The following is a 26,112-nucleotide window of genomic DNA, read 5'->3' on the forward strand; positions in this document are numbered from 1 at the left end:
TCGCTGATTATCCCTGACGCGATAAAGTAACTAGATGACGCTCTCCATCAAGCTCTGGCACTTGCAAAGCTTTAATGTCTGTCACTGAACACCATTCAGGTAACAGGTCGATTTCGTCTCTAGGATGTTGTCCCTTAAGAGCCAAAAATACACCGGATTGCTCTTTAGGTAAATGGTGACACCACTCTACCATGTCTGTCATTGACGCAAATGCGCGACTGAGCACGGCATCAAACTTTTCTTCGGGTTGAAATTCTTCAACACGACTTTGAACCGGTACCACGTTGTCGATGCCCAATTCATGAATCACTTGTTTAATAAAACGAATACGCTTACCTAGGCTATCGAGCAAGTAAAACTCGCAGTCAGGATTCATGATTGAGAGCGGAATCCCAGGAAGACCAGGGCCTGTTCCTACATCAATAAAGCGCTTGCCTTGTAAGTGAGTGCTAACAATGATGCTATCTAAGATATGTTTCACCATCATTTCTTGCGGGTCACGAACTGACGTTAGGTTGTAAGCCTTGTTCCACTTGTTCAGTAACTCAACGTAGCCAACCAATTGGCCACGTTGCTTTTCAGATACTTCAAGTTCAGTCTGGCCAATCAGGTGATCCAGTTTTTCGCGTAATGCGCTCATTATGCTTCCTCACCTTTTTTCAGCAGGCCGTGTTTTTTCAAATAAACCAACAGAATTGAGATTGCTGCAGGCGTAATACCTGAAATTCGAGAAGCAATACCAATTGAGTCAGGCTTAGCAGTCGTTAGTTTAAGAACCACTTCGTTAGAAAGTCCTTTCACCTTGCTGTAATCGATATCAGCAGGCAATTTGGTATTTTCATGACGCAGTGATTTTTCAATTTCGTCTTGTTGACGCTGGATATAACCATCGTACTTCACTTGGATCTCAACTTGCTCGGATGCTTGTTGATCTTCCAATGCAGGGCCAAAACGATCCAATGCCGTTAGCTGTGAATAAGTCATTTCAGGGCGACGAAGAAGATCTTCACCGCTTGCTTCACGAGACATAGGTGTTTTTAGAATTTGGTTCAGTTGATCAACATCTTCAGACTTTGGATTAATCCACGTTTCTTTTAGACGTTGACGTTCCTTCTCCATATTTTCTACTTTCTCGTTGAATCGAGCCCAACGAGCATCATCCACCAAGCCAAGTTCACGCGACTTCTCAGTCAAGCGGATATCAGCGTTGTCTTCACGAAGCAACAAGCGGTATTCCGCACGAGACGTGAACATACGGTAAGGTTCTTTGGTACCCATCGTCGATAGATCATCAATAAGAACGCCCATGTAAGCTTGGTCACGACGCGGGCTCCAGCCTTCTTTGCCTTGTGTAAACAAACTTGCATTCAGACCGGCCATTAAGCCTTGTGCTGCCGCTTCTTCGTAGCCAGTGGTACCGTTGATTTGACCTGCAAAGAATAGCCCCTTAATAAACTTAGTTTCGTAAGTCAGCTTAAGGTCACGAGGATCAAAGAAATCATACTCGATCGCATAGCCAGGGCGGACGATATGAGCGTTTTCAAAACCTTTCATTGAGTGAACGATTTTTACCTGAACATCAAATGGCAGACTTGTCGAGATACCATTCGGGTATAGCTCATGTGTCGTTAGACCTTCAGGTTCAATGAAAATCTGGTGACTGTTCTTGTCAGCAAAACGCATCACTTTGTCTTCAATCGATGGACAGTAACGCGGGCCAATACCTTCAATCACGCCCGCATACATTGGGCTGCGATCGAGATTGGCGCGAATAACGTCATGCGTATTTTCGTTAGTGTGCGTGATGTAGCATGGAATTTGGCGAGGCTGTTGAGCTCGGCTACCCATGAACGAGAATACAGGTGTTGGGTTATCACCGTGCTGCACCTCTAACTCTGAAAAATCAACGCTACGTGCATCGATACGAGGAGGTGTACCCGTTTTCAGGCGATCAACTCGGAATGGAAGATCACGAAGACGGTCAGCCAGTGCGATCGATGGTGGATCACCAGCACGACCACCTGAAGAACTTTCCATACCAATATGGATCTTTCCACCTAGAAATGTACCGACCGTCAGTACCACAGCGTTAGCGCGGAACTTAAGGCCCATCTGTGTAACAACACCCACCACTTGATCCTGTTCAACGATCAAGTCATCAACCGATTGTTGAAACAGAGTTAGGTTTGGCGTGTTTTCAAGAACATTTCGAACAAAGGCTTTGTAAAGCGCGCGGTCAGCTTGTGCACGAGTTGCACGTACCGCAGGACCTTTTGATGCGTTTAACGTTCTGAACTGAATACCTGCATGATCAATAGCTTGCGCCATTAATCCACCCATTGCATCGACCTCTTTTACCAAGTGGCCCTTACCGATCCCGCCAATAGCAGGGTTGCAAGACATTTGTCCCAACGTATCGATATTATGAGTGAGTAGTAACGTACTTTGACCAGTACGTGCAGATGCGAGTGCGGCTTCCGTTCCTGCATGGCCACCACCAACAACGATGACGTCAAATTTTTCGTGATAAAGCATGAACCGACCTCGGGTATTCAAACGTTTTCTAGATTGATAAAAAGGAGCGATATTCTACCTGTTTTCATAGCTTGAGAAAACGTTTTTGGGATTTTTCGATAAAGCTGTTTTTAATTAATATAGATAAGATCTTTATAGAGATCTTTTATTATATCTATTATTAGGATCGAGGGTATCTGTGGATAAGTCAAAAATGATCAACAAGATCATGGATCTTTTTTGGATCAAAGTATGTGATCTAACTTTGATCATGATGAGGATTAGCTGGGATCAAAATGGCTACTTATTCACAGGGGAGAATTGGCTAGAAAGTTGTTATTTGGATAACTATAGGTTAATCACCGTATATGTATGATCTTATCCACAGAGAAAATTGAGATTTTTGCTTTAATTTTCGAATTTTTTTCAAAAAAGTTATTCACAATCACGATATTCAGAGACAAAAAAAGCGGCATAAGCCGCTTTTTTGGGAAATTGAGGGACTAGAACTGGTCGCTATGATCGTTAAACCACTCTTCAGCTGCATCCTCAGGTACCGGGGTTTCCAATACATCGATGGTAAAGCAGTCTGAAATAGGCTGTGCACCGAGTTTTTTCAGTTGGCTGTGGACTGATTTTCCCGCAGAACAGAAGGTATCGTAACTTGAATCACCAAGTGCGATAACAGCATAACGAAGAGCACTTAAATCTGGAGACTCTTGGGTCAATGCGTTGATCAACGGTTGGATATTATCGGGAAAATCACCCGCTCCATGTGTTGATGTCACTACTAACCAAGTACCTTGCTGAGGAATATTATTGTATTCAGGCTGATTATGAAGTTCTATCTCGTGCCCTTGAGCCTCTAGAAGATCGTTAAGGTGATCGCCAACGTATTCAGCGCCACCTAAGGTGCTGCCTGTAATAATGTGGATCATTAAGCTGTCCTTACAAAAGAAAAGGCCAGCGTAAGCCAGCCTTTATGGTTATTTACCGATACAGAATGAAGAGAAGATTCGACCTAAAAGATCATCGGAACTGAACTCGCCAGTGATCTCATTGAGGTGCTGTTGGGTGATACGAAGCTCTTCCGCTAATATCTCTCCGGCCATGTAGCCTTCAAGCTGCTGTTGCCCAATATCAAGGTGTTCCGATGCGCGTTCTAGTGCATCCAAGTGGCGGCGGCGCGCCATAAAGCCACCTTCATGACCACCAGCAAAGCCCATGCAATCCTTGAGATGGCTACGCAGAGCGTCGACACCTTGGCCTGTTTTTGCTGATAAGCGAATCAGGGTTGGATCGTTAACATGACAAATGCCTAACTCTTCACTGGTTTGATCCGCTTTATTACGAATTACCGTCATTCCGATGTTGTCTGGTAAACGATCAACGAAATCTGGCCAGATATCTTTCGGGTCTGTTGCGTCTGTTGTCGTGCCATCAACCATAAATAAAACTCGGTCTGCCTGAGCTATTTCTTCCCAAGCGCGTTCAATACCGATTTTTTCTACTTCATCAGAGGCATCACGCAGGCCTGCGGTATCGATAATGTGCAGTGGCATACCGTCAATATGGATATGTTCACGCAATACATCACGTGTGGTGCCGGCAATATCGGTCACAATCGCAGATTCTTTGCCAGACAGCGCATTCAATAGGCTCGATTTACCGGCATTTGGGCGACCTGCAATCACGACCTTCATGCCTTCACGCATGATGGCACCTTGATTCGCTTCTTGGCGTACAGCTTCGAGGTTATCGATGATAGCCTGTAAGTCAGTACTGACTTTACCGTCAGCAAGAAAATCAATTTCTTCTTCTGGAAAATCGATCGCTGCCTCAACGTATATTCTTAAGTAAATAAGAGAATCTACAAGCGTATTAATGCGTTTAGAGAATTCGCCTTGTAGCGATTGAAGCGCCGATTTAGCCGCTTCTTCTGAGCTGGCATCAATTAAGTCAGCAATCGCTTCGGCTTGAGTTAAATCCATCTTATCGTTCAAGAAGGCACGTTCTGAAAACTCACCTGGACGCGCTGCACGCACGCCTGAAATGGCTAGGATGCGTTTGATTAGCATATCCATAACCACTGGGCCGCCGTGGCCTTGCAACTCTAATACGTCTTCGCCGGTAAACGAGTGCGGGTTAGGGAAGTAAAGCGCGATGCCTTGGTCGAGTTCGATGCCATCGTCAGATTTAAACGGTAGGTACTCAGCGTAGCGAGGCTTGAGTGTTTTTCCTGTTACTTCTAGGGCAACCTGAGTCGCCAATGGGCCGGAAACGCGGATAATACCGACGCCACCACGGCCGGGCGCGGTCGCTTGAGCAACAATCGTATCTGTAGTCATAGTTGTGCCTGCTAGCATGTGAGAGCCAAAAAGGGGCGTTCACGATTAATCAATTAGCTGAATTGTAATCAGCTAAAAACAAAAAGGCGACCTTTTGGTCGCCTTTCTTTATCTCTTTCTATTATCGAACTTACTTAGAATGTAAGCCTTTCTTTTCCAGCGCGCGGTAGATAAGCGTTTGCTGAATCAGAGTTACGATGTTCGATACTAGCCAGTAAAGAACCAGACCTGAAGGGAAGAACAGGAAGAAGAATGTAAACATAACCGGCATAAAGGTCATGATCTTCTGCTGCATTGGATCCGTTACAGTTGTCGGGCTCATCTTCTGGATTAGGAACATTGAAGCACCCATCAGAAGTGGCAAGATGTAGTATGGGTCTTGTGCTGAAAGGTCAGTAATCCAACCGAAGAACGGTGAGTGACGCAGTTCAACAGACTCCATTAGTGCCCAGTATAGCGAAATGAAGATAGGCATTTGCAAGATGATAGGTAAACAGCCACCAAGTGGGTTTACTTTCTCTTTCTTGTACAGCTCCATCATTTCTTGGCTCATGCGTTGACGATCGTCGCCAATACGCTCACGCATTGCAGTCAGCTTAGGCTGAAGCATACGCATTTTCGCCATAGACGTGTACTGAGCTTTCGTTAGTGGGTACATAGCACCACGAACGATAAACGTTAGACAGATGATTGCCAGACCCCAGTTCACAACGATGCCTTGAATGAACGAAAGCAGAGTATGAAGTGGTTTAGCAATGAACCATAACCAACCGTAGTCAACTACTAGGTCTAGGTTCGGTGCAACAGCAGCCATTTGGTCTTGAAGTTTAGGACCAACCCAAAGCGTTGCTTTAAAGCTTGCTTCGTCGCCAGTAGCGATGGTTTTGTTCGGCATGCGAACACCAATGTCGCCAAGGTTACCAATGACACGAGTGTAAAGGTTGCTGCCTGCTTCGTCGCGTGGGATCCAAGCACTTGCAAAGTAGTGCTGAATCATCGCTGCCCAACCTTGACCATTGGCTAGGTTAAGAGACAGGTTGCGATCTTGCATGTCGTCGAAGCTGTATTTTTTGTAACGCGTATCTTCCGTAGAGTAAGCACCACCACGGTAAGTTGGCATTGTTAAGCTACCGCCGTCATCCATAACGTTTTGACGTAGGTGAGCGTACATGCCGAATGTCGCGTTAGTACCAGAGTTGTTGACTACATCGTATTCAACATCCATTGCGTAGCTGCCACGCTTAAGGACGAATGTTTTCGTGTAATCAAGGCCGTTCGCTTGGTAAGTCATCGGGATGCGTAGTTCATCCTGACCATCAGCAAGCGTGAAGCTGTCTGCTGAAACCGTGTAGCTAGGGCGGTTAGTGCTGCTTAAATCGATACCTTGAGGGCCAACTAGACCGCTTTGTGCGATAAATTGGTGACCAGGTTCGTTCTTAAGAAGAACAAATGTATCTTCAGAATCAAACTCAGCAGAGTAATCATTTAGGTTTGCTTGAACGACATCACCACCAACCGTATCAATTGACAGAGTCAGTACATCAGTTGTTACTGTGATAGTTTTTGCAGAAGCGACTTGTTGGCCCGGAGCTGGGTCTAAGTCATCTGCATAAGATGGCGCTGGTAGGGTGCTGCCAGATTGTGCCTGCTCAATCGCCTGTGGAGCTGGGTTCTGAGCTACGTTCCATTGTTGGAACAGTAGGAAAGAAACCAAAGCCAATGCGATTAACAGGATATTACGTTGAGAATCCATCGTTATTTATCTCTGTCTTGTTTTTGGACTGGTGGAACGGGGTCAAAGCCCCCTTCGTTCAAAGGATGGCATTTTAATAGACGTTTGCCTGATAACCAACACCCTTTTACAAAACCGTGAGCTTTCAACGCTTCTATCGCATATAAAGAGCAGGTTGGAGTAAATCGGCAGCGTGGGCCGATGAGTGGACTAATAAACCATCTATAAAAATAGATGGGTATTAGCGCTATCCACGCGAAGGGCGAGACAGGCGAAGCCATAATTTGTCGAGTAGCTTGAACATTTCTTCATTGCTTAAATCTTGCGCGCTCTTCTTAGCGATTACAACAAAATCTTTGTTAGGAAGTTTGTGTTGAGTGTTACGAAAGCTTTCACGAGTAAGACGCTTGAATCGGTTACGACCCACGGCGGTTTTAATCTGCTTTTTCGGAACAGCTAATCCAAGGCGAGGATTTGAAAGAGAGTTATTTCGGGCAATGATGGTGAAATGAGGGGAGCCTGCTCGATGAGCTTGCTTGAAGACATTCTGATAATGTTCGGGAGTTAACAAGCGTAACTCCCGACCGAAGGCTAGCTTATTCAAAATAATCAAAGATTACTTAGAAAGACGCTTACGGCCTTTTGCACGACGTGCATTGATTGTTGCGCGACCGTTCTTAGTAGCCATGCGAGCACGGAAACCGTGAGTACGCTTACGCTTTAGAACTGTAGGTTGAAAAGTGCGTTTCATTGTAATTACCTTACTGATCAGTAGTTTTAGGTTTTTGTTAAACCCGGCGTGGGCATTTTTTCTCTTCTTTATATAAGAAAGGAAAACCGACGCCTCTCAACAAAGAGGCGGAATTGTAATCACTGTCACAAAAAGTGTCAATGATTGGGTTAACTAAAATTCCGGTCGGGGGATTATACGTAGAATAACTCAAATCACAAGGATCCTTATTCGATCCCGACCTTATTTAAGAATTTCTTTAATTTAGGATCCTGTGGATTACCAAAAATATCCTGTGGAGATCCCTGTTCGACAATGTGACCATCAGCCATGAAGATCACTCGGTCTGCGACCTCTCTAGCGAACTGCATTTCATGGGTAACCACCAGCATGGTTTGATGCTGATTTGCCAGTTTTTTCATTAAGTTAAGCACTTCGCCAACCCACTCAGGATCGAGCGCTGAAGTAGGCTCATCAAACAATAAAAGCTCTGGTTGTAGAGCCATCGCACGGCCAATACCAACACGTTGCTGCTGGCCACCAGAGAGCGCTGCTGGATAGCTATCTGTTTTCTCTCCTAGGCCAATATCATCGAGTATTTGTTGTGCTTTTTCATGAGCTTGCTGCTTTTTCCAACCACGAACGGTAATCAAACCTTCCGCAATATTCTGCCTTGCTGTTTGGTGAGCGAACAGTGCATAGTTTTGGAACACAAAACCGGTCTTACGGCGCAGTGCAAGCACCTCTGCTTTAGTGTATTTCTGAGTATCAACCTTGATATCATCAATCGAAATCGTACCTTGATCGGCTTGCTCTAGAAAATTCACACAACGCAGCAGGGTAGACTTACCCGTACCACTTGAACCTATGATGACAATTATCTCACCTTGCTTGATTTCGAGGTCGATCCCTTTCAATACTTCGGTGTCACCAAACTGCTTGTGGATATTTTGTAATTTGATCATCGTACATACGCCTTATTCAGTTTCACTTCGGCCCAAATTTGAATACGAGTGAGGATAACCACCACGCCCCAGTAAATCAGCGCGACTGCTAAAAAAGCTTCGAAGAAGCGGAAACTTGAAGAAGCTTCCATCTGAGCTTTAGCCATGATTTCGGCTACACCTAGGGTGAATGCAAGTGAAGTCGACTTAATCATGTCGATGAAATAGTTCATCAAAGAAGGCAGTGCCACACGTGTCGCTTGCGGCAAGATCACTCGACGCATGGCTTGGCTGGTTGTCATACCGACTGACAGGCTTGCTTCCATTTGACTACGATCGATACCGATAATCGCGGCACGAATACTTTCAGCCATGTAAGCAGCAAAGTGTAAGGTTAAGCCGATAACCGCGGCGCCAAACGCATCAAGTCCAACCATCCACGGAAACACTTGTGGTAGGCCATAGTATAGAAGGAACAGTTGCACCAGCAGTGGCGTGCCTCGGAAGAAGCTAATATACAGCTGGCTAAGCTGGTCGAGTACTGGGATTTTGAATACACGAATGTTCGCCAGTATCAAAGATAGAATTAGGGCGAAAAATAAGCCCCAGATTGCCATCTCCATAGTGGTGCCTAAATACTTCAGCAGTATTGGCAACAGACCTAGCATGTAATTAAAGTCAAATCCCATAATCTATCTCATATTTTTATTGGAAGTATTGTTTGGAAATACTGTTATATCAGGCTTTTTAATCAGTGCACAAAAGCAAAAAGCCCACCGCTGTGTAAAGCAGTGGGCCTCAAATGGGAAAGTGAGTCGTTACTTCTGAGTAATGTCCGCACCAAACCATTTCTGAGAGATACTTTCTAGCGTACCATCTGCGCGCATTGCTGCTAATGCTTCGTTTACTTCTGCTTGCAGTTTTTGACCGTTGTCGTTGTTAACGAAAGGCCAAGCATTTTCGATTGTCTCGAATGGTTGTCCTGCTAGCTGTAATGGTAGACCAGTCTTCTTGATAAGCTCTAGTGCTGATAGGCGATCCATTACGAACGCGTCGGCACGACCAAGAGCGACATCATGCTCAATACCGGTATCGTAGGTTTTGACATTGATTTTGCCATCTTTGTCGTAGCTGCGCAGCAGTTGTTCAAAGTTTGAGCCAAGGTTTACCGCAACCGTCTTACCATCTAGGTCTTCGATGCCTTTAATGCTGTCATTACCTTTACGAACGGTAATTTGTGCGCCGTCTACTACGTAAGGGTCTGCGAATAGGTATTTCGCTTTACGTGCATCCGTTATTGTAATTTGGTTTGAAATGGTATCGATTCGACCCGTTTCAAGAAGACCAAACAGACCAGAGAAGTTTGCCGTTACGTATTCAACCTTGTAATCGTTACGTTTACCGATCTCATCCCATAAATCCACTTCAAAACCTTGTAGTTGGTCTTGTTTAACGAACGTAAATGGGAAGTAGCGACCAGACATGCCGACTTTAACTTCAGTCGCGGCTTGAACAGTAGCAGCAGAGAGTGCGATAGCCGCAATTGCAGCCTTAATCCAGTTATTCATTTGGTAACTCCTTATATTTATAGGGTTGGATGTTACTGGGAAATTGCTCAATAGAATAAATAACCAGATGTTATTAACCATAACCAGATTGCATTCTCGACTTGGGGATAACTAGCAAGGATCCGGGCATAAGTGGATCGTTGTGTGAGTAAAGTAGGGGCAAGATGTGTGGATCCATCCAATTTTGCACTATTTATTGTGAATAACTTGGATCTTATTCACTGGATCTGTGATCAATTGCTGGTGATCTGACTTATCAACAGGTAAAATTAGCGGTCATTTCATATAACTTAAATAGAGTGGGGCACCGTGTCATCTTCGCTTTGGTTGCAATGCTTGCAACAGCTTCAAGAAGAGTTACCAGCTACAGAATTCAGTATGTGGGTACGTCCGTTACAAGCGGAGCTCAATGGTAATACTCTAACTCTATTTGCACCAAACCGATTTGTACTCGATTGGGTGCGCGATAAGTACCTAAATAGCATTAACCGTTTGCTACAAGAATATTGTGGTAATGATATCCCGCATCTTCATTTTGAGATTGGAAGTAAACGAGTCATTGCTCCAAGGTCTGAGTCTATCGCCCCTGCTCGTACTCGTACTGCTGCTGATGTAGCTGCTGAGTCGTCAGCACCTGCGCAGCTACAAGCACGTAAACCAGTACACAATATCTGGCGTGATGAAGAACCTGTAGCGGTTGACCTTAATCACCGTTCAAACGTGAACCCAAAACATAAGTTCAATAACTTTGTTGAAGGTAAGTCGAACCAACTGGGTTTGGCTGCGGCACGTCAGGTTTCTGATAACCCAGGAACCGCTTACAACCCGTTGTTTTTGTATGGCGGTACTGGTTTAGGTAAAACGCACTTGTTGCATGCGGTGGGTAACGCCATTGTTGATAATAAGCCGAATGCTAAAGTGGTTTACATGCACTCAGAGCGCTTTGTTCAAGACATGGTGAAAGCGCTCCAAAACAATGCGATTGAAGAATTTAAGCGCTACTACCGTAGTGTTGATGCATTGCTTATCGATGATATCCAATTTTTTGCTAACAAAGAGCGCTCTCAAGAAGAGTTCTTCCATACCTTTAATGCGCTGCTTGAAGGCAATCAACAGATCATCCTAACGTCTGACCGTTATCCAAAAGAGATCAACGGGGTAGAGGATCGTCTTAAATCCCGCTTCGGTTGGGGTTTGACGGTTGCGATTGAGCCACCTGAGCTTGAGACTCGTGTGGCGATCTTGATGAAGAAAGCAGAAGACCACCAAATTCATCTTGCGGATGAAGTGGCGTTCTTTATTGCGAAGCGTTTACGCTCTAACGTTCGTGAGCTAGAAGGCGCATTGAACCGTGTTATTGCGAATGCAAACTTCACTGGCCGTCCGATCACGATCGATTTCGTGCGTGAGGCACTGCGTGACTTACTTGCCCTGCAAGAAAAACTGGTCACCATTGATAACATTCAAAAGACAGTCGCTGAATACTACAAAATCAAAGTCGCTGATCTATTATCTAAACGTCGTTCTCGTTCTGTTGCTCGTCCGCGCCAATTGGCGATGGCACTGGCTAAAGAGCTGACTAACCACAGCTTGCCTGAGATTGGTGATGCATTCGGTGGCCGTGACCACACGACTGTGCTGCACGCTTGTCGTAAGATTGCTCAGCTGCGTGAAGAGAGCCACGACATTAAAGAAGATTATTCGAACTTGATTCGTACCCTTTCTTCTTAATACACAGTATTCTTAACCTTAATACACAGTATTCTTAACCTTAATAAGCAGAATCTTGGCCACGTACTATTACGCAGTGCCATTTAGACCGTAAGAGCAAGATATGAAATTTACCATTGAACGTAGTCACCTGATAAAGCCATTACAACAAGTATCTGGCGCACTCGGTGGCAGGCCAACGCTTCCAATTCTAGGAAACCTACTGATTAAAGTAGAAGATAACGTGTTGTCGATGACAGCGACGGATCTAGAAGTTGAATTGATCAGCCGTGTAACGCTTGAAGGTGATTTCGAAGCGGGCAGCATTACCGTACCTTCACGTAAGTTCCTAGATATCTGTCGCGGTTTGCCAGATAGCTCAGTGATCACTGTGGTATTGGATGGTGACCGTGTTCAGGTTCGTTCTGGTCGTAGCCGTTTCTCATTGGCAACATTACCTGCGGCAGATTTTCCAAATATTGAAGATTGGAGCAGTGAAGTTGAAGTGTCAGTGACACAAGCTGAATTGCGCGGTCTTATCGAGAAAACACAATTCTCAATGGCGAACCAAGACGTTCGTTACTACCTCAACGGTATGTTGTTTGAGATTGAAGGTTCTATCTTACGTAGTGTTGCAACTGATGGTCACCGTATGGCGGTATCTCAAGCGCAACTGGGTGCTGATTTTGCTCAGAAGCAGATCATTGTTCCTCGTAAAGGTGTGCAAGAGTTGGTGAAGCTACTCGATGCTCCTGAACAGCCAGTAACGCTGCAGATTGGTAACTCTAACGTGCGTGCTGAAGTGAACAACTATGTCTTCACTTCTAAGCTGGTTGATGGTCGTTTTCCTGATTATCGCCGCGTAATGCCACAAAATACCACTAAGACATTAGAAGCCGGCTGCGATGAGTTACGTTCAGCGTTTTCTCGTGCTGCGATTCTGTCGAATGAAAAATTCCGTGGTGTTCGCGTTAATCTTGTCGATACCGAGATGCGTATTACGGCGAACAACCCAGAACAAGAAGAAGCGGAAGAAGTGCTAGACGTCACCTTCGACGGTGACGCGCTAGAGATTGGCTTCAACGTAAGCTACGTATTGGATGTATTGAACACACTGCGTTGTGAACAGGTTCGAATCTCAATGTCAGACGCGAATGCGAGTGCGTTGATTGAAAACGCACAAGATGACAGCGCGATGTACGTTGTTATGCCGATTCGTTTGTAACTGTGTTTATTTATACATTATGTTTGCTTATCAACAACGTTTGTCTATCGAGCCGTGATTGAAGATTAATATGAAGACGTTATGCCTTTATCGCGCTTAATCGTAAAGCAGTTTAGAAATATTGAAGCCTGTGACATTCAACCGTCATCAGGCTTTAACTTTCTTATAGGGGCTAACGGAAGCGGCAAAACCAGCGTCCTTGAAGCGGTGTATCTGCTCGGACATGGTCGCTCGTTCAAAAGCTCCTTAACCGGTCGTATCATTCAAAATGAGTGTAGCGAACTGTTTGTCCATGGCCGTTTTATGACCTCGGATCAATTTGAGCTGCCAATTGGCATTAATAAGCAGCGCGATGGCACCACAGAGGTTAAAATAAGCGGTCAAACTGGGCAAAAATTGGCTCAGTTAGCTCAAGTCTTACCTTTGCAGTTGATTCACCCCGAAGGGTTTGATTTACTAACCGATGGACCTAAGCATCGCCGCGCATTCATTGATTGGGGAGTCTTCCACAGTGAGTCGGGTTTTTATGATGCTTGGGGCAGGGTAAAGCGCCTCAATAAACAGCGTAATGCATTATTGAAAACGGCGACGAACTATCGAGAACTGAGCTATTGGGATCAAGAATTAGCCCGTTTAGCTGAAAGCATCAGCCAGTGGCGTGCCACGTACGTTGAACAGCTTAAAGAAGTCGCCGAAGAAATCTGTGCAACCTTCTTACCTGAGTTTGAGATAAATATTAACTACTATCGAGGCTGGGATAAAGACACCCCATACGCCGAGATATTAGAAAAGAATTTTGAAAGGGATCAGCAGCTTGGTTACACCTTTAGTGGGCCAAACAAAGCGGATCTAAAGATAAAAGTGAACGGCACTCCAGTGGAAGATGTCTTGTCACGAGGTCAGTTGAAGTTGATGGTGTGCGCGCTACGAGTAGCACAAGGGCAACACCTCACTCAAATGACAGGTAAGCAGTGCATCTACTTGATAGATGACTTTGCTTCCGAATTAGATAGCCAACGCCGAGCACGTCTTGCTGAGTGTTTAAAGGCGACCAAGGCTCAAGTTTTTGTAAGCTCTATTACCGTTGATCAGATTGCAGATATGCATGACGAAAATAGCAGGATGTTTCATGTGGAACATGGCAAAATAGAGCAAGGATAATTAGTCAGAGAGTAACTATGTCAGATAATTACGATTCATCGAGTATTAAAGTACTGAAGGGTCTGGATGCGGTACGTAAGCGTCCTGGAATGTACATTGGCGACACGGATGATGGTACCGGTCTGCACCACATGGTTTTTGAGGTGGTAGATAACTCTATTGATGAAGCACTCGCTGGTCACTGTAATGACATCATCGTAACTATCCATGAAGATAGTTCTGTGTCAGTAAGCGATGACGGCCGTGGTATTCCAACTGAATTGCACCCAGAAGAAAAAGTATCAGCAGCAGAAGTAATCATGACGGTTCTTCACGCTGGTGGTAAGTTCGATGATAACTCGTACAAAGTATCTGGTGGTCTGCACGGTGTTGGTGTTTCAGTAGTTAACGCACTTTCTAAGCAAGTTACTCTTACTATCCATCGTGGTGGCAAAATCCACACTCAAACATACTGCCACGGTGAGCCTCAAGCGCCACTAGCGGTTGTAGGTGACACGGACAAAACAGGTACAGAGATTCGTTTCTGGCCGAGTGAAGAAACCTTCACTAACATCGAGTTCCATTACGATATTTTAGCTAAGCGTCTACGCGAGCTATCATTCTTGAACTCAGGTGTATCAATTAAGCTAATTGATAAGCGCGAAGAAGACAAAATGGATCACTTCGAATACGAAGGCGGTATCCAAGCGTTTGTTGAGCACTTAAACACCAACAAAACACCAATTATCCAGAAAATATTCCATTTCGATCATGAGCGTGAAGACGGTATTACCGTTGAAGTTGCGATGCAATGGAATGACGGTTACCAAGAAAATATTTATTGTTTCACCAACAACATCCCTCAGCGTGATGGTGGTGCTCACTTAGCGGGATTCCGTGGTGCACTAACACGTACATTGAACAGCTTCATGGACAAAGAAGGCTTCTCGAAGAAAGCGAAGACTTCAACATCAGGTGATGATGCTCGTGAAGGTTTGACAGCGATTGTTTCGGTGAAAGTGCCAGATCCTAAGTTCTCAAGCCAAACTAAAGACAAGCTGGTTTCTTCGGAAGTGAAGTCTGCGGTTGAGTCTACAATGGGTGAGAAACTGTCTGAGTTCTTAATTGAGAACCCAGGTGAAGCGAAAATCGTTTGTTCGAAAATTATCGATGCAGCACGTGCTCGTGATGCAGCGCGTAAAGCTCGTGAGATGACACGTCGTAAAGGCGCATTAGATTTAGCGGGTCTTCCAGGTAAACTAGCTGACTGTCAGGAAAAAGATCCTGCACTGTCTGAACTATATATTGTGGAAGGAGACTCTGCTGGCGGATCAGCTAAGCAGGGGCGTAACCGTAAGAACCAAGCAATCCTACCGCTTAAAGGTAAAATCCTTAACGTAGAGAAAGCACGTTTCGATAAAATGCTTTCTTCTCAAGAAGTTGCAACGCTCATCACAGCACTTGGTTGTGGTATTGGTCGTGACGAATACAACCCAGATAAACTGCGTTACCACAACATCATCATCATGACCGATGCCGATGTCGATGGTTCTCACATCCGTACCCTGCTACTGACGTTCTTCTACCGTCAAATGCCAGAGTTGATTGAACGTGGTTACATCTACATTGCTCAGCCACCGCTTTACAAAGTGAAGAAGGGTAAGCAAGAGCAGTACATCAAAGATGAAGATGCGATGAACCAATATCAAGTATCTTTGGCTTTGGATAATGCAGAATTGCACGTAAACCCTGAAGCACCTGCGTTTACTGGTGAAGGCTTAGAGAAGCTTGTTCATCAATACAATGCAGGTATTAAGCTGGTTGATCGTATGAGCCGTCGTTACCCACGAGCACTGATTCACGAACTGATTTATGTACCTCGCCTAACCGCTGAGCAGTGTCATGATGAAGCGGCAGTTGAAGCTTGGGGTAAGCAGCTTGTAGAGCAGCTAAACGGCAAAGAAGCGGGTGCGAGCCAATATTCTCTTGAAGTTGAAAAACACGAAGAGCTAGGTTTAAGCGTTCCTAAGATTGTAGTGCGTACACACGGTGTTACTCACGAACATGTACTCAGCATTGACCTTATCAACTCGAAAGAGTTTGGTAAGCTAGCAGACCTTTCTGAAGCGCTTGACGGCTTGATTGAAGAAGGCGCTTACATCAAGCGTGGTGAGCGTACTCAAGCGGTTTCTAGCTTTGTTGAAGCTCTGAACTGGTTAGTGAAAGAGTCTCGTCGTGGCCTGAGCCTACAACGATACAAAGGTCTAGGTGAGATGAACCCTGATCAGCTTTGGGAAACAACGATGGATCCTGAAACTCGTCGTATGATGCAAGTAACGATTGAAGATGCTGTTGGTGCTGACCTGTTGTTTACAACGTTGATGGGCGACCAAGTAGAACCGCGTCGTAACTTCATCGAAGAGAATGCATTGAAAGTAGCAAACCTAGACGTTTAGTACCTTTGATACTTCGCTCTTTCGCTTAATTTCTGTGTCAGAGGTGCTCACATACATTCGTATGCTCCGCGCCTCTTCCTTGAACTAAAACGAAATAGCTTCGTCTCAAAAAACTCAATATCTTATTGAAAAGACTGTCAGAAATGACGGTCTTTTTTGTTTTTAAGTGATTGAAAAATATTGGATTGGAAAAATAATTGAAAATAGACGCTTGAAACTGATTTGCTCAATCCACATATCTAGTTGTGAAGAGGATGACTGTCTTGCTCTACAAGAGAAGAAACAGAACCTTCATTACCGCTAACGAAGTATCGCTCAATAGAGGATAACTTTGGCAGCTCACAATTTAAAAATTGATTCATTGCCATGTCCCAGCGTTGTCGCCAATAGAGGTGAAACCCGAGGAATGCGAACTGAATCCCTTAGCTGTTTACTGGATCACTCACAGGTTCGATCTCAGTAAAAATCACAGCTAAGACTATTGCTTATTAAAAGGATAGCATTATGAGAACTGTAGATTTCACACCACTTTACCGCAACGCAATCGGCTTCGATCGTCTTTTCAATATGATGGAAGCGAACACATCGAAAAATACTTCTGGCGGTTACCCTCCGTATAACATCGAGCAAAAAGACGAGAATAACTACCGTATTACTATGGCAGTCGCTGGTTTTGCAGATGACCAATTAGATCTTACTCAAAAAGAGAACATGTTAATTGTGAAAGGTGAGCGTAAAGCTGAAGCAGAGAAAACCTTCGTATATCAAGGTATTGCAGAGCGCGATTTCGAACGTAAATTCCAACTGGCTGACTACGTAAAAGTGGTAGGTGCAAGTATGGAAAATGGTCTTCTTCACATCGACCTAGAACGCGAAATTCCAGAAGCGATGCAACCGCGTAAGATTGCTATCAACGGTAATAGCCTACTAGAAGGCTAATACCCGTCATACTTGAAGCTACAGCGTTGTTGACGTCGTAAATTCCCCCTAATTACATAGGTTCCCTATGCTCATAGGGCTGAATTTTCTAGTCGCCTAGCTGAACCCCCAATTATTTAGGGTATTCAAGTGACAAACATTATCGGGAAGTAGAAGTGAAAGAGCACCAGTACCTTGAAGAAGGTCGGTGCTCTTTTTGTATTTGGGTTACAGTAAGCTAAAAGCTCAGATTACTGTTCTGAGTAAGCCTTTTTCACTTCCTCAGCAATGATTGAAATGCCTTTCTGCATCGCCTCATCATCTTGCACATAGTTCATGCGTAGACATTGATGGGCATGATCCCACTCGTCTTCTTGGCCGATAAAGAAGTATTCACCCGGAACAATCAATACGCCACGAGCTTTGAGGCGGTCGTACAGCTCCATGGTGGTAATCGGCAGTTCATCAAACCATAGCCATAAGAAAATCGCGCCTTCAGGCTTGTGGATACGGAAGCGAGGGTCATCGATCGCTTCTTGTAAAAGCTCAACTGCACGTAGAGATTTATCTTTATAGAAAGGTTTGATTACCTCGCTGCTTAAGCGCAGTAAATCGCCTTTTTCAATCATGTGGTTAGCAATCGCAGGACCAACACTATTGGGTGCTAGGCTGATGATGCCATTCATGTTGGTCAGAGCTTGTGTTACTTCTTCGCTCGCAATCACGATACCGCAGCGCACACCAGGCAAACCAAGTTTAGATAAGCTCATGCACAGAATGGTATTTTCATTCCAGAACGGCTCGACATCTTCAAAGATGATGTTTGGAAACGGCAGGCCATAGGCATTATCGATCAGTAGCGGGATGTTGTTTTCACGCGCCAGTTTATCCAGTTTACGTACTTCTTCGTCGGTCAGCACGTTACCGGTTGGGTTGGTTGGGCGAGAAGCACAGATAGCGGCAACCGAGTCATCCACCTTGAGCTTCTCAAAATCAACGTGGTATTTGAACTGTCTGTTTTCAAGCAGCTCGATCTCTGGGTGGTAAGAGATAAAAATATCATCATCAATGCCCGCATCGCCGTAGCCGATGTATTCCGGCGCGATCGGTAGCAAGATTTTCTTGTGTGATCCGTCTGGCTGTTGGCCTGCTAAAAGATTGAATAGGTAAAAGAAGCCACTTTGACTGCCGTTGGTCAGGCTGATGTTCTTTTCGCTGATGTCCCAACCATAAGTCTCTTTCAGCATCGCCGCTAACGATTTGATGAAGCTGTCTTTGCCCTGCGGACCATCGTAGTTGGCGAGGGCGGCAATGAGTTCTCCACTGGCGAGCATGTCGGCACTGGCTTGGTTAAAGTAATCGAGCATGGCTGGGATAGCGGCTGGGTTACCACCACCGAGCATGATTGCGCCAGGAGTGCGCAGGCCATCATTCAAATCATCCATTAAACGAGTGATTCCAGAGTATCGATTAAATTTTTCACCAAACTTAGAGAACTGCATTACTTATTTTACCTAATTCATTGTGATTGCTTGTTATGTGTCATTAAGGCAGACCTTATGTCTACCATCAGTGTGTTCCTTGAACATACCGCAATGTTTTTGCGACGCATAGCGCCAAATGCTCTAACGTGAAAAAAACTTCTATAAAGTTTAACTAATGAGTGTCTGCTTTCTTATTGAACGAGTATTTCGTGATCAAAAAAGGAGAAGCCGAAGCTTCTCCTTTTAATTCCTGTGGGTTATTTCAATCAGCGCTTACTTTGAGCCGGTATAAACGATTAATACCTTGTCATCTTGGTATTGGCGTTCGAACGCATAGTAGCCCTTGCTGTTACGAGTGATGTGCTTACCTTGGGCTACCGCTGGGTGGCGTTGGCGGAATTGGCCAAGCGCTTGCCAGTGTTCCAGCAACTCTGCTCGTTCACCTGTGATTTCATCCCAAGGCATATTAGAGCGAGTGCCTTGCATTGGGTCGGAGCCTGTTGGGCCGAAATCACGAGCGATTTCATCACCGTAATAGATCTGCACTGCACCGGGAGTCAGCATCAACGCGTTTGCAGCTTTGGTTTGTTTGGCAAAGTCACTGCCATGTTGTGTCCAGAATAGCGAGGTGTCGTGAGACGAAAGGTAACTCAACACGTTGAACTCACTATCGTTGTTGATCTTCTCTGCGTAACGAAGGTAATCAGCATCAAGATCGGATAGGCACTTGAGCGCCTTTGGTGCGATATCACTCTGGAATTCAAAGTTTATGATCGAATCAAAGCCGTTAGCAAAATAGTCTGATTTGACTACGCTGTGTGCCCATACTTCGCCTGTCATCCAAAAAGGTAGGTCATCCAGGGCTTTGTCTGGGTTGTTTTGCTTCCATTCTGCAAGCGCTTGGTTAGTGCTCTCTTTAAGCTCTGCCCATGCATCTAACTCAACGTGCTTGGCGGTATCGACTCTAAAACCATCAACGCCATATTCACGTACCCAGTCAGACAACCAAGTGATGAGATGCTCTCGAGGTGTTTTGAGTTCATCCGTGGCGCTGGTGGACTTGTTGCGATAGAAATTAGGCAGCCCGGTTGTCTCTGTCGATTCTGTTTTGAAATCGGGTAGATGAGCCAAAGACATGGTGAGGTTGTTGTACCCCGGTGAGTCATAAGCGCCGATATCACTGCGCAACCACGCTTTACCCCACCACTTTTCCCAAGCGTCTTGGTCGCTGTAGGATATGAAGTTATTGAAGTAGTGCCAGTTTTGACTTGCCTTTGGTTGCCAGTCGGTCCAGTTCTCACCAAGCGTTTGTTTAGCTTGGTCATCGGTCAGGTTGAGTTTACCAAAATCGAACTCTTGCATGTCGGCAAGTGTTGCGTAACCCGTGTGGTTCATTACCACATCCCAAACGACACGAATGCCTTTGCTGTGTGCTGTATCGATGAAGGTTTTCAGCTCGTCTTCGGTACCCATGTTGTCATCGAGCTTAGTCCAATCTTGATGGTAGTAGCCATGATAGCCGTAATGTTTGAAGTCACCGCGATCACCACCGCCAACCCAGCCGTGGATTTGCTCTAGTGGAGAGGTAATCCAGATAGCATTGGCCCCGAGCGATTCAATGTAGTCGAGCTTTTCGGTTAAGCCTGCTAGGTCACCACCGTGGAAGGTGCCGATTTCATCTTGTCCATCTTGACTGCGACCATAGCTATTGTCGTTGTCAGGGTTACCGTTGTGGAAGCGATCGGTCATCACGAAGTAAACCGTGGCGTTGTCCCAACTAAAATCAGCTTTGGTTTCTGGTTCTACTTTCTCTAGTAGCAGAACACCTTGGCTGTTTTCTGCAGACTGCATGGTGACGCTGCCGTTGGTAACTGTGACTTGTTTTCCTGAAAGGGCGTCTCTTACCAAGGTGCCATCATCAAAGGTTTGAGCAACGTTGATGGTGGTTGGCTGGTCACTAGGTACTGGGCAGGCAAAGCTTTGAACTTGTTGCTGCTTTGGCTTTATCTGAACCGTGAGTTCATTGGTCTGAGGGTTCAGCGTAAACTGGTAGGTGTTAGCGCGAAAGACCTTGATGGCGATTTCAGAATTCTCGGCACAGTCGTCTAGACGAAGGGGTTTATTGAATTTGATGCGACTCTCTTCAGCCAAAGCATAGTTAGTACCACAGGTCTTTTGAGCGTCGCTGATAGAGAAGGTATAGCTACCTTTGGCGAGTTCCTGTTCTGCAATTACGGTGCCTTTACCTGATGATTCAAATACGACAGTGTCGTTATCAATTGTCAGTAATAGCTTATTGTCACTGGTTTGGCTGCATGCGCTGAGTGCGAGCATTGAAAGCGCGAGTACTGTTTTTTTCATTGTTCCCTTCCCCTGAATAAACAGGTTATTTATAGCAAACAATGCCCTCTACAGTCTGAGTGCTGTTTCATTCAGTTAATCAATAATACGCCTACAAACAAATGCTTGGTTCACAAAAACAAAAAGGGAAGCTTTCGCTTCCCTTTGGGTGTTTACCGTTAGTTACTCAGAGTATGACTTAGAGCAACTGTCTCACTCGTGCTTATTTTTGCAGTAGAGAGATGTCAGCAATCTGTAGGAACAGGTTACGTAGGTTGTTCAGTAGCGTTAGACGGTTTTTCTTAAGCGCTTCGTCATCAGCCATAACCATCACGTTATCGAAGAATGCATCTACTGGTTCACGTAGATCAGCAAGCTTGCTTAGGGCTTCTTGGTAGTTGCCTGTCGCGAATGCTGGTTCTAGTGCTTCTGTCATTACTTCAACGTTTTCAGCCAGCGCTTTCTCTGCGTCTTCTTGAAGAAGAGCTAGATCGATTTCTGCTGGTAGTTCGCCATCGAATTTCGCAAGGATGTTACCTACACGCTTGTTCGCTGCTGCTAGTGCTTCTGCTGCTTCCAGTTCACGGAAGTGAGAAACCGCTTTAACACGTTGGTCAAAGTCAGCTGGCTTGGTTGGACGACGTGCTAGTACCGCTTGGATGATATCAACGCTGAAACCAGCATCTTGGTACCATGCGCGGAAACGACCTAGCATGAAGTCGATAACGTCAGCTTCTACGTTGTCGTTAGTTAGCTTGTCGCCTAGTAGCTCTTTCGCTTTACCGATTAGATCAGTTAGGTCTAGGTTGTAGCCGTTTTCAACGATGATACGTAGCACACCTAGTGATGCACGACGTAGAGCGAATGGGTCAGAACCTTTTGGTGCTTGGCCAATACCGAAGATACCTACGATAGTGTCTAGCTTGTCTGCCATTGCTACAGCAGAAGATATGCCAGTGCTTGGTAGTGTGTCACCTGCGAAACGAGGCATGTACTGCTCGTAAAGTGCCAGTGCTACTTGCTCGTCTTCACCATCGTGCGTTGCGTAGTGCATGCCCATCACACCTTGAGTATCCGTAAATTCGAATACCATTGATGTCATTAGGTCACACTTAGCCAGTAGGCCTGCGCGCTTAGACTTTTCAACGTCAGCATCGATTTGCTCAGCAATGTAGCCTGCAAGTTCTGTGATGCGGTCTGTTTTGTCTTTGATAGTGCCCAGTTGCTTCTGGAAGATAGCTTGATCTAGTTCAGCAAGACGGTCGATAAGCGGGCGCTTACGGTCGGTGTTGAAGAAGAATTCAGCATCAGCAAGACGTGGACGTACAACTTTCTCGTTACCTTCGATAACGTGACGAGGCTCTTTAGACTCGATGTTCGAAACGAAGATAAAGTTCGGTAGTAGGTTTTTCTCTGAATCGTATACAGGGAAGTACTTCTGGTCGCCTTTCATGGTGTAAACCAAAGCTTCAGAAGGCACTTTTAGGAACTCTTGCTCAAACTTAGCAGTAAGCACTACTGGCCATTCAACCAAAGAGGTAACTTCTTCAACAAGGTCATCTTCTAGGTCAGCAATACCGCCAACCGCATCTGCTGCTTTTTTAGCATCAGCAAGAATGATCGCTTTACGCGCATCGTAATCTGCCATTACTTTACCGCGCTCTTCTAAGATCGCAGGGTATTGGTCAGCAGAGTCGATAGTGAACTCTTGTTCGCCCATGAAACGGTGGCCACGGATAGTACGAGCAGAAGCTACACCTAGGATTTTGCCTTCAACAAGCTCATCACCTAGTAGTACTGTCAGTGTTTTCACTGGACGGATAAATTGGATGTCTGAGTTACCCCAGCGCATTGCTTTAGGAATGGGTAGGCCAGCCAGTGCTTTCGCAGCGATGTCCATTACCAATTTTTGAACTGGTTTGCCAGCCACTTCTTGTTTGAAAAGAAGCCACTCACCTTTGTCTGTTTTCAGACGGTCAGCTTGCTCAACAGTAATACCGTTACCACGAGCCCAACCTTGTGCAGCTTTAGTCGCGTTGCCTTCAGCATCGAATGCTACAGAAATTGCAGGGCCGCGCTTCTCAACGACTTTGTCTGCTTGGCCTTCAGCCAGGGCGGTCACTTTAAGTGCTAGACGACGAGGTGCTGCGTACCACTTGATGCCTTCGTGAGAAAGCTCAGCCGTTTTAAGACCTGCTTCAAAGTTAGAAGCAAAGGCTTCTGCTAGAGAACGAAGTGCCGTTGGTGGAAGCTCTTCCGTACCCAGTTCAATTAGAAAATTCTTCGCCATGATTATTTACCTTCCTTTTCTTCTACAGATCGGCACATTGGGAAGCCAAGTGCTTCACGTGACGCGTAGTACGCTTCTGCAACAGCTTTAGTCAGGTTGCGGATACGAAGGATGTAACGTTGACGCTCTGTTACAGAGATAGCTTTACGCGCATCAAGGATGTTGAATGCGTGACCTGCTTTTAGAATGCGCTCGTAAGCTGGAAGCGGCAGTGGCTTCTCAAGCTCAAGTAGCTCTTTACACTCTTTTTCGCACTGGTCGAAGAAAGTGAATAGGAAATCTACGTCTGCGTGCTCGAAGTTGTACGTTGATTGCTCAACTTCGTTTTGGTGGAAGATATCACCGTAAGTCACGTTAGAACCGTCTGGTGCTACGTTCCATACAAGGTCGTAAACAGAGTCTACTTCTTGGATGTACATTGCTAGACGCTCGATACCGTAAGTGATCTCACCCGTTACAGGCTTACACTCAAGGCCGCCAACTTGTTGGAAGTAAGTGAATTGAGTCACTTCCATACCGTTTAGCCATACTTCCCAACCAAGACCCCATGCGCCTAGCGTTGGGTTTTCCCAGTTGTCTTCTACGAAGCGAATATCGTGAACAAGCGGGTCGACACCAAGAACTTCAAGAGAGCCTAAGTACAACTCCTGGATGTTATCTGGAGAAGGTTTTAGAGCTACTTGGAATTGATAGTAGTGCTGCAGGCGGTTCGGGTTTTCACCGTAACGACCATCGGTCGGACGACGAGAAGGTTGAACGTATGCCGTAGACATTGGCTCTGGGCCAAGTGCACGTAGACATGTCATTGGGTGAGAGGTGCCAGCACCTACTTCCATATCTAGTGGTTGAACAATGGTACAACCGTTTTGTGCCCAGTAATCCTGCAGCGCGAGGATCATTCCCTGGAAGGTTTTGATATCGTATTTTTGCATAGTCAGGTTCGCGCGATTCTTTTAAATGAATGAGAAAAATAACCTCTGAGTATACCGAGATATTGGTAAAGCGAGTAGGGGTAATCTTGTTTAATTAGTGGTCTAAAATGTCGTTTAGTGGATTTTTTTGCCTTTAATGTTTGTTTTTCGGCACAAGTGGATATTTTGATAACTTTGACACTTGTGTTTGAAAGCGTGGGTGATTAAAATCTCGCGGTCTTTGGGGAGTAGCTTACTTATTCATATCCTATTGAATGAGTTCGTCCGTCAACATAATTGATGCAAAATCATCATGGCGTTCGAGGCAACCACCACCTTGGTGGCGCTTAGCAAGACCTTAGACAAGCATCGTGAACCGGGATGGGGCGCGAGGTTTGTCTTTGGTTAAATATAATAATCTCCGTCCCAAATGAGCATGTCGTGAGCGTTTTAGCAATTTCAATTACAACTGTCGCCTTAGCCGAGATCGGTGATAAGACTCAGTTGCTATCCCTTTTATTAGCCAGTCGATATCGCAAGCCGATACCTATAATAGCGGCTATCTTCTTTGCCACCATTGCCAATCATGCTCTTGCTGCATGGCTCGGTGTCGTTATCGCAGATTACTTATCTCCTGAAATCTTAAAATGGGTGCTGGTGGTCAGTTTCATTGCGATGGCGGGCTGGATTCTGATTCCAGATAAGTTGGATGACGATGAGCAGATCTCGAATCGAGGCCCATTTGTCGCCAGCTTTATCGCTTTCTTTATTGCTGAGATTGGCGATAAGACTCAGATTGCGACCTCCATTCTAGGGGCTCAATATTCTGATGCATTAACGTGGGTAATTCTGGGTACTACCATTGGTATGTTGTTGGCGAATGTGCCAGTGGTGATCATTGGTAAGTTATCGGCAGATAAGATGCCTCTTGATCTGATTCGCAAGATCACCGCCTTGTTATTCGTGGGTTTGGCTATCGCAGCGGCTTTCTATTAAGCGGTAGTATTGAGTCTTATTATACTCAACCAGTAGAGTAATGTGTTGTAGGTCATACTCTTACAGTATTGTCGGGTTTATCGAGCGAATGGACATATAACTGTCATACTTGTCATGATAATTTAATCTTGTGAGTTAAGAACACGAGGGCATGATTATGTTGACGCGTTATATGGGTATTACTCCACAAAGCCAAAGTTATCTATTTACCTTTGGTCTTGCACTTACACTATTAGGCATGGTGTTGACGGACATGTGGCTACCAATGGTGGCTGGTTCGATGATCATGACTGGGCTTGCGGTAGAGGCCTGGATTCGAGTGGCGCATATTATTCCTATGCGCAAAGATATCCGAGAAATTCAGCATCAGCTTGAGCATCTGCAAAATAAATCTAGAAACGAATAAACAAAAAGCCGCTCGTACTCTGAGTTCTGTTGAAGAACATAAGGTACGAGCGGCTTTTTTGATGCTTGATGCTCGGTGGGGCGTTATGCCTCCAATCCTTTTCTGATCAAATACTGGTAAGGCAACGTTTCTGTCGCTTGACCTACCAACTGGTGATCCATGAATCGACAAAAGCTCGGGATATCTCGAGTTGTCGAAGGATCGTCAGCTTTTACCAGTAACACATCGCCATCCTGCATGTTTCTAATTGTCTTCCTGACCATCATTACTGGTTCCGGGCAACGTAGGCCTTCAGCTTCTAAAGTATGGGTTGCCAGTTCAGGTTTGAATGTCATGGTTTGTATCTCTATTTCTATCTAACGAGTGAATAATACGTCTGCAGAAAAAATATGCAATAAGT

24 protein-coding genes and 1 riboswitch are annotated in these 26,112 nt (G+C 45.2%); of the genes, 7 read left to right on the forward strand and 17 right to left on the reverse strand.

From position 1 onward, the window contains the following. Positions 1–7 precede the first annotated feature (7 nt). The 11 genes from rsmG to M4S28_RS01355 all read right to left on the reverse strand — a co-directional run bounded on the left by rsmG (position 8) and on the right by M4S28_RS01355 (position 9,836). Positions 8–640 carry a 16S rRNA (guanine(527)-N(7))-methyltransferase RsmG gene (rsmG, locus tag M4S28_RS01305; RefSeq protein WP_017058801.1) on the reverse strand — a complete coding sequence of 211 codons (633 nt, stop codon included), beginning with the start codon at positions 638–640 and terminating at the stop codon, positions 8–10. Continuing rightward, the gene (mnmG, locus tag M4S28_RS01310) at positions 640–2,535 is read right to left on the reverse strand and encodes a tRNA uridine-5-carboxymethylaminomethyl(34) synthesis enzyme MnmG (RefSeq protein ID WP_054548321.1); all 1,896 of its coding nucleotides are present in this window, start codon (positions 2,533–2,535) and stop codon (positions 640–642) included. The genes rsmG and mnmG overlap by 1 nt, the downstream gene beginning before the upstream one ends. 482 nt (positions 2,536–3,017) lie before the next feature. Continuing rightward, complete coding sequence (gene mioC / locus M4S28_RS01315; protein WP_017077298.1) at positions 3,018–3,452, reverse strand: FMN-binding protein MioC; 435 nt, start codon at positions 3,450–3,452, stop codon at positions 3,018–3,020. 48 nt (positions 3,453–3,500) lie between these two features. Then, positions 3,501–4,862 carry a tRNA uridine-5-carboxymethylaminomethyl(34) synthesis GTPase MnmE gene (mnmE, locus tag M4S28_RS01320; protein ID WP_004735804.1) on the reverse strand — a complete coding sequence of 454 codons (1,362 nt, stop codon included), beginning with the start codon at positions 4,860–4,862 and terminating at the stop codon, positions 3,501–3,503. Positions 4,863–4,992: 130 nt separating this feature from the next. Continuing rightward, positions 4,993–6,615 carry a membrane protein insertase YidC gene (gene yidC / locus M4S28_RS01325; protein ID WP_004735803.1) on the reverse strand — a complete coding sequence of 541 codons (1,623 nt, stop codon included), beginning with the start codon at positions 6,613–6,615 and terminating at the stop codon, positions 4,993–4,995. A gap of 2 nt (positions 6,616–6,617) precedes the next feature. Beyond that, entirely contained in the window at positions 6,618–6,875 is a 258-nt protein-coding gene (gene yidD / locus M4S28_RS01330) for a membrane protein insertion efficiency factor YidD (protein WP_004735802.1), read from the reverse strand. Further along, positions 6,842–7,165: a ribonuclease P protein component gene (gene rnpA, locus M4S28_RS01335; protein ID WP_017055478.1), complete on the reverse strand. Its 324-nt coding sequence runs from the start codon at positions 7,163–7,165 to the stop codon at positions 6,842–6,844. The genes yidD and rnpA overlap by 34 nt, the downstream gene beginning before the upstream one ends. Before the next feature lie 45 nt (positions 7,166–7,210). Beyond that, a complete protein-coding gene (gene rpmH, locus M4S28_RS01340) occupies positions 7,211–7,345 on the reverse strand; it encodes a 50S ribosomal protein L34 (RefSeq protein ID WP_004735800.1) in 135 nt (44 codons plus the stop codon). 206 nt (positions 7,346–7,551) lie between these two features. Next, on the reverse strand, positions 7,552–8,289 hold the full coding sequence (locus M4S28_RS01345; RefSeq protein ID WP_249632170.1) for an amino acid ABC transporter ATP-binding protein: 738 nt from the start codon (positions 8,287–8,289) through the stop codon (positions 7,552–7,554). Beyond that, entirely contained in the window at positions 8,286–8,957 is a 672-nt protein-coding gene (locus M4S28_RS01350) for an amino acid ABC transporter permease (RefSeq protein ID WP_004735796.1), read from the reverse strand. The genes M4S28_RS01345 and M4S28_RS01350 overlap by 4 nt, the downstream gene beginning before the upstream one ends. A gap of 129 nt (positions 8,958–9,086) precedes the next feature. After that, positions 9,087–9,836: an amino acid ABC transporter substrate-binding protein gene (locus M4S28_RS01355; RefSeq protein WP_026012349.1), complete on the reverse strand. Its 750-nt coding sequence runs from the start codon at positions 9,834–9,836 to the stop codon at positions 9,087–9,089. Between the two features lie 309 nt (positions 9,837–10,145). Here M4S28_RS01355 and dnaA point away from each other — a divergent pair, with 309 nt between their 5' ends. From dnaA to gyrB, 4 genes are all read left to right on the forward strand, one after another. After that, complete coding sequence (dnaA, locus tag M4S28_RS01360; protein WP_017077294.1) at positions 10,146–11,567, forward strand: chromosomal replication initiator protein DnaA; 1,422 nt, start codon at positions 10,146–10,148, stop codon at positions 11,565–11,567. Between the two features lie 103 nt (positions 11,568–11,670). Beyond that, positions 11,671–12,771 carry a DNA polymerase III subunit beta gene (dnaN, locus tag M4S28_RS01365; RefSeq protein WP_017073815.1) on the forward strand — a complete coding sequence of 367 codons (1,101 nt, stop codon included), beginning with the start codon at positions 11,671–11,673 and terminating at the stop codon, positions 12,769–12,771. A gap of 81 nt (positions 12,772–12,852) precedes the next feature. Continuing rightward, positions 12,853–13,932, forward strand: coding sequence for a DNA replication/repair protein RecF (gene recF, locus M4S28_RS01370; RefSeq protein ID WP_249632171.1), 1,080 nt, complete (start codon positions 12,853–12,855; stop codon positions 13,930–13,932). Positions 13,933–13,949: 17 nt separating this feature from the next. Beyond that, positions 13,950–16,367, forward strand: coding sequence for a DNA topoisomerase (ATP-hydrolyzing) subunit B (gyrB, locus tag M4S28_RS01375; protein WP_054542670.1), 2,418 nt, complete (start codon positions 13,950–13,952; stop codon positions 16,365–16,367). A 239-nt stretch (positions 16,368–16,606) separates the two neighbouring features. On the opposite strand, the gene M4S28_RS26445 is transcribed toward gyrB, so the two are convergent. Next, positions 16,607–16,729, reverse strand: coding sequence for a hypothetical protein (locus M4S28_RS26445; RefSeq protein ID WP_261383175.1), 123 nt, complete (start codon positions 16,727–16,729; stop codon positions 16,607–16,609). A 142-nt stretch (positions 16,730–16,871) separates the two neighbouring features. Between M4S28_RS26445 and M4S28_RS01380 the strand changes: the two genes are divergently transcribed. Further along, positions 16,872–17,306, forward strand: coding sequence for an Hsp20 family protein (locus tag M4S28_RS01380; protein WP_017080845.1), 435 nt, complete (start codon positions 16,872–16,874; stop codon positions 17,304–17,306). A gap of 230 nt (positions 17,307–17,536) precedes the next feature. On the opposite strand, the gene M4S28_RS01385 is transcribed toward M4S28_RS01380, so the two are convergent. From M4S28_RS01385 to glyQ, 4 genes are all read right to left on the reverse strand, one after another. Further along, on the reverse strand, positions 17,537–18,787 hold the full coding sequence (locus M4S28_RS01385) for a valine--pyruvate transaminase (protein WP_017087261.1): 1,251 nt from the start codon (positions 18,785–18,787) through the stop codon (positions 17,537–17,539). A 255-nt stretch (positions 18,788–19,042) separates the two neighbouring features. Next, entirely contained in the window at positions 19,043–21,130 is a 2,088-nt protein-coding gene (locus tag M4S28_RS01390; RefSeq protein WP_249632172.1) for an alpha-amylase, read from the reverse strand. 202 nt (positions 21,131–21,332) lie between these two features. Continuing rightward, positions 21,333–23,399, reverse strand: coding sequence for a glycine--tRNA ligase subunit beta (gene glyS, locus M4S28_RS01395; RefSeq protein WP_114634135.1), 2,067 nt, complete (start codon positions 23,397–23,399; stop codon positions 21,333–21,335). Positions 23,400–23,401: 2 nt separating this feature from the next. After that, a complete protein-coding gene (gene glyQ, locus M4S28_RS01400) occupies positions 23,402–24,331 on the reverse strand; it encodes a glycine--tRNA ligase subunit alpha (protein ID WP_004736678.1) in 930 nt (309 codons plus the stop codon). 210 nt (positions 24,332–24,541) lie between these two features. Beyond that, a riboswitch (yybP-ykoY riboswitch) is annotated at positions 24,542–24,717 on the forward strand. 34 nt (positions 24,718–24,751) lie between these two features. Between glyQ and M4S28_RS01405 the strand changes: the two genes are divergently transcribed. Together M4S28_RS01405 and M4S28_RS01410 are read left to right on the forward strand one after the other, a co-directional pair. Next, positions 24,752–25,306 carry a TMEM165/GDT1 family protein gene (locus M4S28_RS01405; RefSeq protein WP_017077289.1) on the forward strand — a complete coding sequence of 185 codons (555 nt, stop codon included), beginning with the start codon at positions 24,752–24,754 and terminating at the stop codon, positions 25,304–25,306. Between the two features lie 151 nt (positions 25,307–25,457). Beyond that, positions 25,458–25,712, forward strand: a complete 255-nt coding sequence (locus M4S28_RS01410) for a hypothetical protein (RefSeq protein ID WP_004736676.1) — start codon at positions 25,458–25,460, stop codon at positions 25,710–25,712. Between the two features lie 83 nt (positions 25,713–25,795). Here M4S28_RS01410 and tusA read toward each other — a convergent pair whose 3' ends face one another. Next, entirely contained in the window at positions 25,796–26,047 is a 252-nt protein-coding gene (gene tusA / locus M4S28_RS01415; protein WP_004736675.1) for a sulfurtransferase TusA, read from the reverse strand. Between the last annotated feature and the right edge of the window lie 65 nt (positions 26,048–26,112).

The organism is Vibrio sp. J383 (assembly GCF_023503985.1).
Classification (GTDB): domain Bacteria; phylum Pseudomonadota; class Gammaproteobacteria; order Enterobacterales; family Vibrionaceae; genus Vibrio; species Vibrio splendidus.

Bases quoted from the DNA above. Each gene is read 5' to 3' on its own strand.
- rsmG (WP_017058801.1), bottom strand. From the start codon at position 640: ATGAGCGCATTACGCGAAAAACTGGATCACCTGATTGGCCAGACTGAA.
- mnmG (WP_054548321.1), bottom strand. From the start codon at position 2,535: ATGCTTTATCACGAAAAATTTGACGTCATCGTTGTTGGTGGTGGCCAT.
- mioC (WP_017077298.1), bottom strand. From the start codon at position 3,452: ATGATCCACATTATTACAGGCAGCACCTTAGGTGGCGCTGAATACGTT.
- mnmE (WP_004735804.1), bottom strand. From the start codon at position 4,862: ATGACTACAGATACGATTGTTGCTCAAGCGACCGCGCCCGGCCGTGGT.
- yidC (WP_004735803.1), bottom strand. From the start codon at position 6,615: ATGGATTCTCAACGTAATATCCTGTTAATCGCATTGGCTTTGGTTTCT.
- yidD (WP_004735802.1), bottom strand. From the start codon at position 6,875: ATGGCTTCGCCTGTCTCGCCCTTCGCGTGGATAGCGCTAATACCCATC.
- rpmH (WP_004735800.1), bottom strand. From the start codon at position 7,345: ATGAAACGCACTTTTCAACCTACAGTTCTAAAGCGTAAGCGTACTCAC.
- M4S28_RS01345 (WP_249632170.1), bottom strand. From the start codon at position 8,289: ATGATCAAATTACAAAATATCCACAAGCAGTTTGGTGACACCGAAGTA.
- M4S28_RS01350 (WP_004735796.1), bottom strand. From the start codon at position 8,957: ATGGGATTTGACTTTAATTACATGCTAGGTCTGTTGCCAATACTGCTG.
- M4S28_RS01355 (WP_026012349.1), bottom strand. From the start codon at position 9,836: ATGAATAACTGGATTAAGGCTGCAATTGCGGCTATCGCACTCTCTGCT.
- dnaN (WP_017073815.1), top strand. From the start codon at position 11,671: ATGAAATTTACCATTGAACGTAGTCACCTGATAAAGCCATTACAACAA.
- recF (WP_249632171.1), top strand. From the start codon at position 12,853: ATGCCTTTATCGCGCTTAATCGTAAAGCAGTTTAGAAATATTGAAGCC.
- gyrB (WP_054542670.1), top strand. From the start codon at position 13,950: ATGTCAGATAATTACGATTCATCGAGTATTAAAGTACTGAAGGGTCTG.
- M4S28_RS26445 (WP_261383175.1), bottom strand. From the start codon at position 16,729: ATGAATCAATTTTTAAATTGTGAGCTGCCAAAGTTATCCTCTATTGAG.
- M4S28_RS01380 (WP_017080845.1), top strand. From the start codon at position 16,872: ATGAGAACTGTAGATTTCACACCACTTTACCGCAACGCAATCGGCTTC.
- M4S28_RS01385 (WP_017087261.1), bottom strand. From the start codon at position 18,787: ATGCAGTTCTCTAAGTTTGGTGAAAAATTTAATCGATACTCTGGAATC.
- M4S28_RS01390 (WP_249632172.1), bottom strand. From the start codon at position 21,130: ATGAAAAAAACAGTACTCGCGCTTTCAATGCTCGCACTCAGCGCATGC.
- glyS (WP_114634135.1), bottom strand. From the start codon at position 23,399: ATGGCGAAGAATTTTCTAATTGAACTGGGTACGGAAGAGCTTCCACCA.
- glyQ (WP_004736678.1), bottom strand. From the start codon at position 24,331: ATGCAAAAATACGATATCAAAACCTTCCAGGGAATGATCCTCGCGCTG.
- M4S28_RS01410 (WP_004736676.1), top strand. From the start codon at position 25,458: ATGATTATGTTGACGCGTTATATGGGTATTACTCCACAAAGCCAAAGT.
- tusA (WP_004736675.1), bottom strand. From the start codon at position 26,047: ATGACATTCAAACCTGAACTGGCAACCCATACTTTAGAAGCTGAAGGC.